The following is an 11,698-nucleotide window of genomic DNA, read 5'->3' on the forward strand; positions in this document are numbered from 1 at the left end:
TTTATATTTTTAAGTGAATCCATTGGTTTCTTGCTGTTGGTTCAGGGGGAGTTCCAATCACTAACGCCAGAGAGTTTTCAGCTTTTTTTGATAAGGCGTAATCATAAAACCTTGAGGATGGTAAAAACACGCCATTCGAATCCAGCAGAGCAAGGGATTCGATTATCTTTTTTAATTGAGAACGGTCCATATCATTCTCAATCCTTAATAACCCTTTTTGACCTGTTGAATAATTCACCCATAACTCTACTTTACATCCCTCTTTGATTAAGTGGATGCATACTGAAACAGCATATTCAATTAAATCTTCCATATCTCTTCGCAAATGAAATGGACCTTCTCCGACAGGATTAAGAAAGATTGAATAAAGGTCTCCCTGGACCTTTTGATACTTTTTTGCCAACAATTTATTCTCTTTTGCCGTTGCAAGCCAATGGATATGTCGGAAACTTTCGTTCTCATAATCTTTAGTTCCAATGATACTAGACTCATCACTAAATAAGGATTTGCTTGTATTCTTGTATCCTTGAATGAGCGATTTTAGCTTTAAGTCGTTCAGTTTAAGTACCCTTGGAACTACTTTAAAGCTAGGTAGGTTTGTACTAGAATAATCAAGTCTGAGAGTTTGCAGACTTAGTGGAGCTGACATTGAAAGATCAAAGCCAGTCCATTGATGGTTTCCTCTTCCTTTTCCTCTTAAAGTCAATTCTATTTTTCGACTTGAATTTGGTGGCAGGTTGATTTTCTTCGAAAACAAACTCGTTTCATAAAGACCCTGGTTGTTCTCTACAAAAACCAGGTCACTTTCACTGCTAGTCTCAATATTTATCTTTAAGTTGTAAATAGGGAATGCCGATTCGTTCTTTATCTCGAGAACTCCGGAGAAATCCTCCCTAATACTCGAGATATCAAGATATTTTTTGAAACTCCAATTTATCTTGTTTCGAAAGTATCGCAGGTAATAATAAGAAAGAACATCAGCGGAAATGATGAAAGCAAATGCAAACGCCAACAAGTTAAAGCCTGCGAGACTGCTGATCATAAATAATATTATGATTAAAATCATCACCCGTGGCTGGACGAGAAGGGATTTATCATACTGGACATTCATAGTGTTTCAACTGGGACAGCAACTCTATCCAAAATCTCTTCTATGATTTTTTCCTTTGATGTTTTCACTTCGCCTTCCACATTTAACGTAAGTCTGTGTGCCAGAATGGGATGAGCTAATTGCTTAACATCATCCGGTGTACAAAAATTTCTTCCATATAAATAGGCTCTTGATTGTATCGCTCTCATATAGGATAAAGAACCTCGTGGGCTAACCCCAATTTCCACATAATGGTGCTGCCTGGTACCTTGAATGATATCCATTAGATAGTCCTCAATATCTTCAGAGAGTGTGACTTGCTTTACGTTTTCCTTTAACTCCACGATCTCTTGGATTGAAATAACACTTTCGATTCTTTCAATTGGATTTGATTGCCGGAACCTTTTTAACATTTGCTTTTCCTTTTCTGGTGCAGGATATCCTTGTTTTATGGTTAAAAGGAAACGGTCAAGCTGAGCATCAGGTAATGGAAATGTTCCAATAGAATCAAATGGATTTTGAGTTGCAATTACTATAAATGGTTTTGGTAACGGATAAGTGGTACCACCTAAAGTAACATTTTTTTCTTCCATTAATTCAAGAAGAGCGGATTGAGTGCGGGGAACTGCTCTATTAATCTCATCAATAAGCAGAACATTATTGAATACAGGACCTTTTCGTACTTTAAAGTCACTTGTTTTCACATCAAAATACTCCTGCCCAACTATATCTGATGGAAGTGTATCTGGAGTAAATTGAAGACGGTTGAATGTACCATCGATACTCTTTGAAAAACATTTTGCCATCGTTGTTTTTCCTGTACCAGGAACATCTTCCAAAAGTACGTGACCGTCGCTAAGCAATGCAATAATCATTAGCTCAATTTCTTTTTCTTTATCAACCATAACCTTAGATACATTTTCTTTTATATTTTCAAGCATCTTCTCACACCTTTTTCATTATTTATCAAACAATGGAATAAAGATTATTTCCACCTCTTGATCTTTTCCAACTTTTTCATAAGTGATTCTAAGTTTACAACGCTGTTTAGCTGGTTATAAACAATTCTAATCTTCCTCAACCTTTCTTCAATATCTCCTTTCATCTTTAATATCCTCCTTTAGTCATTTAACTAAAGAAATTAATATTTTGTTTCACAAACTTTAATCTTTTTCCGGCAGAGATATCTTCTTTTGTAAACTTACCTTTCTCAACGAACTATTTGAAATTTAAATACTGAATTTTCAGGTTATTACTATTTTACCATAAAATTCCTTAATCCCTTAAAAAAGTTCAGAAAAACACTGGATTCAATTGATATCATCGATTTTTCTTCAGTCTTATGTTTCAGTATACGAATACAAACCCCTTTACCTACTCAATATTAGATTTCAGAATATTACACAAAAAAACTCGCCAAAAGCTGGCGAGTTTTTTTCAGTTTTTATGTCAATTTGTTTGTCATTTCGTTTGTCAATTCGGGCTGTTTTTTCGAAAAAGCACCTCAAAACGGAACCCTTTATACAAAGATATCAAAGCGTTTTTTGTTTGGAAAGACGATCCTCACACCGGCATCAAAATCCGAATCGAAGTCCCTTCCCCAGGCGTGCTCTTCACGTTGATGCTTCCCTGGTGAAGCTGGATCAGCTGCTTCGTAATGGCCATCCCCAAGCCGGTTCCGCTTCCTGAGTCGCTTGTGTTGGTGCCGCGGTAGTAGCGTTGGAAAAGGCTGTTGACGGTTTTTGGGTCCATGCCGATTCCTTCGTCAGTGATGGTGATTTGGCACAGGTGATGTTCGATGACATCAAGGGAGACGGTGATCGTCGTTCCTGCCGGGTTGTATTTCAGTGCGTTTTCGACGATGTTGTCGATGATTCGTTGAAACCATTTGGGGTCGACGGATGCTGTGATCTTTTCGTCTTCTGCCTGGAAATCGATGTTCATTTCCCTGTAGTCGGGGTTGTTCAAATAACCGATGATGGTCCGGCGTATGAGTTCGGTGATATTCATTTTTTCACGGACGATCGGCAATGCGCCGTTTTTGATGCGGTAGGTCAGCGTCAGGTCATCGAGTAAATCCTTCATGTAAGCGGATTTGCTGCCGATAATTTCGGCGAATTCCCTTACTTCTTCCTGGGACCAGTGATATTCCTTTGACTCCAGTATCTTGGAGTAGCCTGCGATGGAGGAGAGGGGTGTTTTCAGGTCATGAGAAATGCCGCTGATCCATTCCTCGCGGGTCACTTTGATTTTTTTTCGTTGATCCTGGTTGTCTTTCAAGGTGTCCGTTAATTGTGAAAGGTTCGTGATCAGCTCTTGATACAGCTTGTATTTTCGTTTGATCTTTCCGTTCTTTTTAAAAAGGAGGGGCTGTTCGACGTGATTGACGGGCTGCTCATAGACGCCGTTCCCGAGCTTCTCGATCCACTGCATCATGGTCATCAGGGGTTTGCCGAATTTGCGGGCATACCAAAAGGTGATGAGAAGGAGCAGTAGAATGAGCAGGACAGAAACAAGGATGATGCTGTTTCCAACCTTGCTGTCGATTTTCTCTTCCAATGTAGCTGCCATGTCCTTGAGAGGCATCCCCATCAAAATCGTTTGCTGCGTACCCTCATTATAATAGGAAGAAACGGATTCTTCCTTGGATTGGGTCATGGTGAGGATTTCTTGATGAGAGTATGTCTTGGGCTTGTTCCCGGCATTATAGCTGTCTATCACTTTTCCAGAACTGTCCACGAGCTGGACCCAGGCGTTAGTGGTCTGAAGTTCTGAAAGGACTCCTTTCCGAAAGTCTAATTTTCCCTTCTTCCAATTGACGTGCTGTTTCACAGAATCCAGGAGAAGTGATTCTCCATTTTCTTCTCTGAAGAAGACCAGCGGGGCATCAGGTTCGGTTTCATTCAACCGCCAGTAGGAGTAGTCGAGCGTTGGGTCATTCTCCAATAAGAGTCCGGCGAGTTCTCCCTCATTAAAAGTGGAAGGGGTGTCGTCAAGCTCGGGATATCCTCCGAGGAGCTTTCCATCCGCAGACACGACCAGCAGGCGGCCGTGCTGTTCTCCCACCAGCTTTTTCAAACGGTCGGAAATGCCGGCTTTTCCATCTTCAACCGTAATATTTTGCGAAATAAAATAGTCTTCCGCCAAGGACAAATCGTTTTCTGCTTCACTGTCGGAAAGGAAGTAGCCGATGATTCCGAAAAGGAAGAACAGCAGCACTCCGCTTAGGAAGAAGATGAGCATGAGCTGCAGAAAGAGCTGGACGACAAACCGTTTATGGATGTTCATGCTGCGCTCCGTGCGGGATGAATTTGTATCCCAGGCCTCTAACCGTCAGGATATACCGGGGATCGCTTGGGTTTTCCTCGATCTTTTCCCGGAGTTTCCGGATGTGCACCATCACCGTATTGTCCTCGCCAAGGAATTCCTCGCCCCACACTTGTTCATACAGCTGATTTTTGCTGAACAGCTGGTTGGGATGTTTGCAAAAGAAGATCAACAGCTGATAAACCTGTGCCGGCAGCTCGACCTTCCTTCCTTTTACCGTTACCTCCCCGGAAGAGGTATTGACGATAAGACCGCCGAATTGATACGTTTTTATCTTAGGCTTCATGGAAGGAGCGACGGTCTTTCGCCTGAGGTGTGCCTTGATCCGGGCGACGACTTCCAGCGGATTGAACGGTTTGGTGATATAGTCATCGGCTCCTAAAGCAAAGCCTGACAGCTTATCCAAATCGGTGGTGCGGGCAGTTAGGAAGAAAATGGGGGCGTCGGTTGTTTCCCTGATCAGCGGACAGATCTCAAAGCCGCTCCGGTCCGGCAGCATGACATCCAGCAGGATCAAATCATATCTTTTATCACGGCTGCGGGCTAACGCATCTTCCGCGTTATGGGCGGAATCTATGTATGTGAATTGTTCTTTTTTTAATATGGTCGTGAGCATCTGAACAATGGACACTTCATCATCGACAATCAGAATCTTGCTGTCATGCATCTTGTAATCTCCTATTCTTACTGAATTCATAGCTCCATCATATCAATTATTTTTATGAAAAAGTAGGAATTAAGGTAAAATTAAGGAAGAGGTTCACGGACCTTAAGATACCCGATGTATGATCAGGATATCACAGAAAAAAGTGTTCATATTGAAGGGAGATAAGGTATGTTTGCCATTGGAAAGAGAGAATTTCTAAAACTATTTAAAGGAATCAAGTCGATGATCATCATTATGATTTTGGTTGCAACGTCCTACTATTCTGCTAAGTTTTCAAATCTGTTGCTCTCGCTGGAAGAGTTCTCAACTGAGGATTCCGATAAGATTGAATATGCGGGGTTATTGATCCTGCTGCTTTTCCTGGGGCAGCTATTTGTGATGGGGCTGTCACATGATGCGATGAACAGGGAAACCCATGACCGGACGATACGGTTTCTGATTACAAGGACATCGAGGCTGTCGATCTTGCTAGGAAAATTTTCCGGCATCGTGCTGTTTTGGCTGGTATGTGTCGCTGTATCTTACCTGATCATCTTTTTCATGACAGGGACCATGGACCCTCTCAGCTTTTTTCAGACGATGAGTTTATTGATCTATCAAATTGCGCTGACCATCCTATTGTCAACTTTGATCCCGAAGCCGGCATTCACAATGTTTCTCAGCATTGTCATTGGCCTGGCGTTTCCGATTGTAAGTCTGTGGTTATCATTCACCAGCAATTCCTATGTGAGCTGGCTGAAATTTCTAACCCCATTCTATTACTTGGAAGAGGATTATATGTTCTTGTTGATCTTGCCGCTGGCCGCTGTCATGTTCATACTATCCCATCTTGTATTTAAAAGGAGAGAGTGCTGATGGCTGCGATTGAAACGAAACAACTTGTTAAATCGTATGGAAGAGTGAAGGTCGTAAAAGGAATTGATCTGTCTGTCCATAAAGGGGAAATCTTTGGGTTCCTCGGAAGGAACGGAGCAGGAAAATCAACCTTCGTCAATACGCTGACAGGGATCATCCATCCGAGCGGGGGTTCGTTCTCCCTGCTGGGGACGGCTGGAGTCACGGATGACGTCAAAAAACGAATTGGGGTCATGCCCGACTATACAAGCTTTGACGGCGCCATGACCGGGATCAGTTATTTAAAATTTTTATCAGAGGTGTCGGGGAAAAAAGCATCGACTGAAAGGTGCCTGGAAGTCCTGAAAAAGGTGGGACTGGAAACCGATGCCGCTAAAAAGGTAGCAAAATATTCGTTCGGGATGAAAAAGAAGCTTGGCATTGCCCAAGCCATCATCCATGATCCCGAATTGATCTTCCTGGATGAGCCTACCTCCGGACTGGATGCAGAATCGGTCGTTCACATACATACCTTGATCCGCGAACTGCACCAAAAGGGAAAAACGTTGTTCATGACGTCACACAATTTAGATGAAGTGGAAAAGCTCTGCTCACGGATCGCCATCATGAAAGAGGGGCAGATCGTAAAAATAGGCTCGATGGATGAACTCAGATCCTTCTATCAATCCAGGATCGTTGTGAAAATAAAGCACGGAAACATCCCGGCAACAGAAGAAGGTCGGTTAACACAATGGCTTGAAGGTGCGGGGGAAGACGTGGAGATTCAGGATGGGTATATACACATCACTGTCGAACAGGAGAAGAAGATTGCGGAAATCATCCGGGCCTGCAATGAGTGCAAGGTGGATGTCTATCGGGTGGAGGTTGAGGAACCATCCCTGGAGGAAATCTTCCTCGATGAACAACAAAATACACATCACGGTTAGGAGAAAGAAGTATGGAAATGCCGCAGAAGAAATTAGCAAAAGAGGTTGTCCAGGTCTGGCTGGCCAGTAACATCATTTCAAGTGTTGTCGGGTTTGCCGTCCTTGGAATGCTGTTTTACCTCGATCACCGGTTCCAATGGACAGAGTGGATAGGCTGGATCCTGATCGCACTGGCTGTCTATTCCGTCATCGATTTCATTTGGTCGTTTTTTCAGCCTAGGTTTCTGTACAGAAGCTGGCGGTTTGATTTTGATGAAGAATTTTTACAATTGAAATCGGGTTTCTGGCAGGAACGGCATCACCTCGTGCCGATGACGAAAATCCAGGCGGTGTCGACTTCACAAGGACCGCTGCTCCGTAAATTCGGACTGCGTTCCATCGGGATCGAAACGATGGGATCTACTCACGAGATACCCGCCTTGTCAGAGGAAGTGGCCGTTGAAATCAGGGACACCATCGCTCATTTTGCCAAGGTCAAGGAAGTGGAGCAATGAGTACCCCAAAGCGCTATCATCCAATCATGATGGTCCTCAAGCTTTGGAGCTTGGTCCGCGGTTCTTTCTTCTTCGTGATATTTTTATTCGTCATTAAGGCAGGATCCGACTCGCACTTCATCTATTATGGAAGGTGGGTATTGCTGGCCGTCATCGGAATCTCACTTTTGGCCATTCCATTGAAGTGGTTGTTTGAGACTTACGCTTATGATAAAAAGGCATTCTATCTGAATAAAGGAATTTTGTTCAAATCAGAACAAACGATAGCTTTTTCAAAGATTCAAAATGTGAATCGCCACGTATCGGTCATTCACCGGCTGTTCGGCTTGACGGCCCTTCATTTCGAAACGGCAGCAGGGGAAGATGCATCCGTGAAATTCGAAGCTCTGACCCTTCAGGAAGCAGAAGAGCTGGAGGATCTGGCAGCGAACAAGGAAGAAAAGGAAGCTGTCCTGGAGGAAGGGCAAGGTGCTGAATCCGTGCTACTGAGCGAAAAGACCTTGCACTTCCATCCGACCAAAAAGGATACTATCAAAGCATCCTTCATTTCACTGGGATTTCTCTTCCTGGTTCCGCTGCTGTTCTCTTTTTACTCGAATATCAGTGACATCTGGAATGTGGACGAAGAGGCAAAGGGCATCTTTTCTTGGATTGCCCAGTCTCCGCTGACCTTCATCATCGTATTGGCAGGGCTTCTGATTGTATCCGCCGTCCTCGGGGTGGTCCGGACGTATCTGAAATATGGTGCGTATGAACTTTCCTCCGACAAGGACCGGATCTACATCACAAACGGAGTCATCGAGCTGCAGAGTTTCTCGATTTTAAAGGAAAGAGTGCAAGCAGTGGAGTTGAAGCAGTCCTTGATTAAGCGGATGTTCGGCATGACCGAGGTCGAGCTGATCAGTATCGGGCAAGGTGTGATTTCAGAAGACAGCCCTAATATTAAGTCGCTCTATCCATTTCTCCCGACCGACCTCGCGTATGAATTGGTAGAGGAACTTCTGCCAGGCTATCAGGTGGAGAAGAAGATGAACCCACTGCCGTTAAAATCACTGGCGATCCGAATGATCCAGCCCAGCTGGATCTGGGTCATCGCTACAGGGGCACTCTTTTGGTTCAAGCCGGCGGTCTTTGGGATAGCCGCCTCCTGGATCTACGTATCGATCTCCCTGCTGATTGCGATCTTGGTGTGGAGATGGCTCAATTTCCTTCACACCGGCTATCTCCTGCGCGACAACTTTGTCCAATTCAAAAAAGGCTTCTTTGAATCGTCGATTTTCTATACGAAGCGGGAAAAAGTGATTGAAGTCGAAGTGAGCCAGTCTCGGCTGCAGAAACTGATCGGAGCCGCATCCATATCGACCATCAATCGGGCCAAACCGATCCGGGTCGAGGATATCAGGGATATTCCTTTTTCTGTGGGGGAAGAGTTTTATCGTTGGTATTTGGGACGGCGGGTGTGACAGGTGCAACAGGGGGACGGTCCTCGTGATGCAAAAGTGAGCATTCCCGTGCTTTCAAGTAATTGAAATTTTTCATCTTGTTTTGACAGTCATTATATAGAAGCAAAAAAACAACGTGAAAGACTCATCGATTGATGAGTTTTTTACGTTGGTAGAGGGTTGGGGCTGGTGAGGGATCTTTCATTAAAGCCCCCGTTAACGAAACAAAGTTTTGAAAAATTAAATTTTCCTTCATCAAAAATTGTCTTTACCTGTGTATTTATCACTTATTTTATTTCACCATTCTTTACAAAGATGAATAAGCCACCCATTCGCTTTCTTTCCAACCTCTACATTCCATTTTATTGATAATACAATTAATTCTAAAACAGGATTGACAACCCAACTAAAATCCTTTACCATTACCCTAATGCTAAAACGCATTATAACTTTAACTTAATAAAGCGATATCTTCTTATCCAGAGAGGTGGAGGGACTGGCCCTGCGATACCTCGGCAACGGGTTCTTATGAATACCGTGCCAATTCCATCAAGTCATGTGACTTGAAAGATGAGAAGAGCGGGACATATACATATTTTGTGCCTCTCTTCTTATGAAGGGGGGCACTTTTTATTTGAGCCATGAACGTCAACAAGAAGAATACATAGCGAAAGGAGCAAGTTCTGTATGATCAGAGTTCAGAATGTTATGAAAGTATTCGAGACAAAGGATGGCCCATTCCCCGCATTGAAGGATGTTTCCTTTGAAGTGAAGCATTATCCCGATGAACTGTCAGGAGGGCAGAAGCAAAGGGTGGGAATAGCAAGGGCACTGGCGACATCGCCTTCGATTCTGCTTTGCGATGAAGCAACATCCGCACTGGATCCTCAGACGACAGAATCCATTCTGAACTTATTAAAGAGAATCAACGCGGAGTATGGCATTACGATTGTGATGATCACCCATGAAATGGGGGTCATACGGGAGATCTGTGACAAGGTCGCGGTCATGGAAAATGGAGAGATCGTGGAAGAGGGAACTGTCTTCGATATCTTCTCCAACCCGCAGACCTCGACAACGAGAAACTTTGTGAAGAGTGTCATGAATGATCAGTTGCCGGCTTCGGTTCTCGACAAATTGAATGACAGCAAAGAAGGGCGCATCTGCCGTCTTATTTTCAAGGGTGATTCTACGGGCACGCCGATCCTTTCCGAAACGGCAAAGAAATTCGATGCCCACATCAATGTATTATTCGGCCAGATCACGGAACTCCAGGGTAAGCCGTTCGGAAATCTCATCGTACAGATCATCGGCAGCAAGAAGGACACAGAAGAAATCCTGGAATATTGGAAGAACAGATTATTCGTAAGCGAGGAGGAGAAGCGTGCAAGTTAACTGGGAGTTATTTTGGCCAAGAATTATAGAAGCGACATGGGATACGGTTGCGATGGTGTCATTCTCCCTTCTATTTGCCACATTGATCGGGCTTCCCCTCGGCATCATCGTCGTAGTGACGAGAAAGGGGCACTTACTTGAACATAAAGCGGTCTTTTCAGTCCTCAGCAGCATCATCAACGTGTTTCGTTCGATCCCGTTCATCATCTTGATGGTGGCCATTATCCCTTTTACGAGATTGGTAGTGGGCACATCGATCGGAACGGCGGCAGCCGTGGTACCGCTTGTCGTATTTGCAGCACCGTATATTGCAAGACTGGTAGAGAGCTCGCTCCTTGAAGTGGAACCGGGTGTCATCGAAGCGGCGGAGTCCATGGGGGCCGGGCCGTGGCAGATCATCTTCGGGATCCTCATCCCGGAAGCACTGAGTACACTGGTCCTGAATATCACGATCGCCACCATCGGACTCGTCGGAGCATCGGCCATGGCCGGGGCAGTCGGAGGCGGTGGCCTCGGGGATCTCGCCATCGCATACGGATATCAGCGATTCGAAACATCAGTCATGATTGTGACCGTCATCATTTTAGTCGTGATGGTGCAGGGACTTCAGACAGCAGGAAACACATTATCAAAAATCATCAGGAGACGTTAGGAGAGAGGAATATGAAAAAATCAATCAGCCTGGCAAGTTTAGCTATTTTATTAATCACTCTACTATTGAGCGGCTGCTCGGGAAACAGTGCATCCGGTTCAGGTGACAAAGAAGTCGTGAAAGTCGGAGTGAACGGATCAGGGGTGCCGATTTGGGAGTATATGAAAGAAAAAGCAGCGAAGGAAGGGATTGACATCGAGATTGTGGAGTTTGCCGATTACGTGAGACCGAACCAGGCCCTGGCCGATGGGGATATCGACCTGAACGCCTTCCAGACAATCTCGTATTTTGATTCATTCGTGGAAGAACATAATCTGGACCTTGTACCGATTGGCTCGACAATCATCGCGCCGATGGGCATCTATTCGGAAAAATATAAATCGGTGGAAGACTTACCGAAAGGCAGTACAGTAGCCGTCCCTCAAGAGGCGACGAACCTTGGCCGTGCCCTTCTCCTGTTGGAAGAAGCAGGGTTAATCAAGCTAAATGAAGGATTTGATCAGTCACAGGGTCTTGAAGCCATCAAAGAAAACCCGAAAAACCTTGAATTCACACCGGTCGTCGCTGCCCAGACGCCGAGAGTACTGCCGGATGTTGCGGCATCAATCATCAATAATGGTGTGGCTGTTGAAGCAGGGTTGGTCCCGGTTGACGACAGCATCTATATCGAAGGGGCGGAATCCAAGCCGTTCATCAATATCATTGCCGCACAGGAAAAAGATAAAGATAACAAAACCTACAAAAAGATCGTTGAGCTCTATCAGGAAGATGACGTAGCGGAACATATCAAGAAAACATACAAAGATTCACTGATCCCGACATTCGTACCGGTCAGTGAATTGCATTAGGA

The 11,698-nt window shown here is 44.5% G+C and carries 11 protein-coding genes and 1 riboswitch; of the genes, 7 read left to right on the forward strand and 4 right to left on the reverse strand.

Going from position 1 to position 11,698, the window contains the following annotated elements:
* Window position 1 precedes the first annotated feature (1 nt).
* From BVI01S_RS05750 to BVI01S_RS05765, 4 genes are all read right to left on the reverse strand, one after another.
* Entirely contained in the window at window positions 2-1,015 is a 1,014-nt protein-coding gene (locus BVI01S_RS05750; protein WP_167562100.1) for a DUF58 domain-containing protein, read from the reverse strand.
* Window positions 1,016-1,107: 92 nt separating this feature from the next.
* The gene (locus BVI01S_RS05755) at window positions 1,108-2,031 is read right to left on the reverse strand and encodes an AAA family ATPase (protein WP_034760990.1); all 924 of its coding nucleotides are present in this window, start codon (window positions 2,029-2,031) and stop codon (window positions 1,108-1,110) included.
* A gap of 622 nt (window positions 2,032-2,653) precedes the next feature.
* Window positions 2,654-4,378 (reverse strand): sensor histidine kinase, encoded by a 1,725-nt coding sequence (locus BVI01S_RS05760; RefSeq protein WP_061809594.1) that lies wholly within the window; start codon window positions 4,376-4,378, stop codon window positions 2,654-2,656.
* Window positions 4,365-5,084: a response regulator transcription factor gene (locus BVI01S_RS05765; protein ID WP_061809595.1), complete on the reverse strand. Its 720-nt coding sequence runs from the start codon at window positions 5,082-5,084 to the stop codon at window positions 4,365-4,367. Before BVI01S_RS05765 ends, BVI01S_RS05760 begins: the two co-directional genes overlap by 14 nt.
* A 168-nt stretch (window positions 5,085-5,252) precedes the next feature.
* Between BVI01S_RS05765 and BVI01S_RS05770 the strand changes: the two genes are divergently transcribed.
* From BVI01S_RS05770 to BVI01S_RS05800, 7 genes are all read left to right on the forward strand, one after another.
* The gene (locus BVI01S_RS05770; RefSeq protein ID WP_061809596.1) at window positions 5,253-5,939 is read left to right on the forward strand and encodes an ABC transporter permease subunit; all 687 of its coding nucleotides are present in this window, start codon (window positions 5,253-5,255) and stop codon (window positions 5,937-5,939) included.
* Entirely contained in the window at window positions 5,939-6,865 is a 927-nt protein-coding gene (locus BVI01S_RS05775) for an ABC transporter ATP-binding protein (protein WP_061809597.1), read from the forward strand. The genes BVI01S_RS05770 and BVI01S_RS05775 overlap by 1 nt, the downstream gene beginning before the upstream one ends.
* Before the next feature lie 11 nt (window positions 6,866-6,876).
* A complete protein-coding gene (locus tag BVI01S_RS05780; protein WP_061809598.1) occupies window positions 6,877-7,359 on the forward strand; it encodes a PH domain-containing protein in 483 nt (160 codons plus the stop codon).
* Window positions 7,356-8,822, forward strand: coding sequence for a PH domain-containing protein (locus BVI01S_RS05785; protein ID WP_061809599.1), 1,467 nt, complete (start codon window positions 7,356-7,358; stop codon window positions 8,820-8,822). Before BVI01S_RS05780 ends, BVI01S_RS05785 begins: the two co-directional genes overlap by 4 nt.
* A 451-nt stretch (window positions 8,823-9,273) precedes the next feature.
* Window positions 9,274-9,378: riboswitch (SAM riboswitch) on the forward strand.
* A gap of 110 nt (window positions 9,379-9,488) precedes the next feature.
* The gene (locus BVI01S_RS05790) at window positions 9,489-10,196 is read left to right on the forward strand and encodes a methionine ABC transporter ATP-binding protein (protein ID WP_061809600.1); all 708 of its coding nucleotides are present in this window, start codon (window positions 9,489-9,491) and stop codon (window positions 10,194-10,196) included.
* A complete protein-coding gene (locus BVI01S_RS05795; RefSeq protein ID WP_034756404.1) occupies window positions 10,186-10,848 on the forward strand; it encodes a methionine ABC transporter permease in 663 nt (220 codons plus the stop codon). The genes BVI01S_RS05790 and BVI01S_RS05795 overlap by 11 nt, the downstream gene beginning before the upstream one ends.
* A gap of 11 nt (window positions 10,849-10,859) precedes the next feature.
* Complete coding sequence (locus BVI01S_RS05800) at window positions 10,860-11,696, forward strand: MetQ/NlpA family ABC transporter substrate-binding protein (protein ID WP_061809601.1); 837 nt, start codon at window positions 10,860-10,862, stop codon at window positions 11,694-11,696.
* Window positions 11,697-11,698: the final 2 nt, after the last annotated feature.

Origin of the sequence: Rossellomorea vietnamensis NBRC 101237 (genome assembly GCF_001591825.1) — a bacterium.
Classification (GTDB): Bacteria; Bacillota; Bacilli; order Bacillales; family Bacillaceae_B; genus Rossellomorea; species Rossellomorea vietnamensis.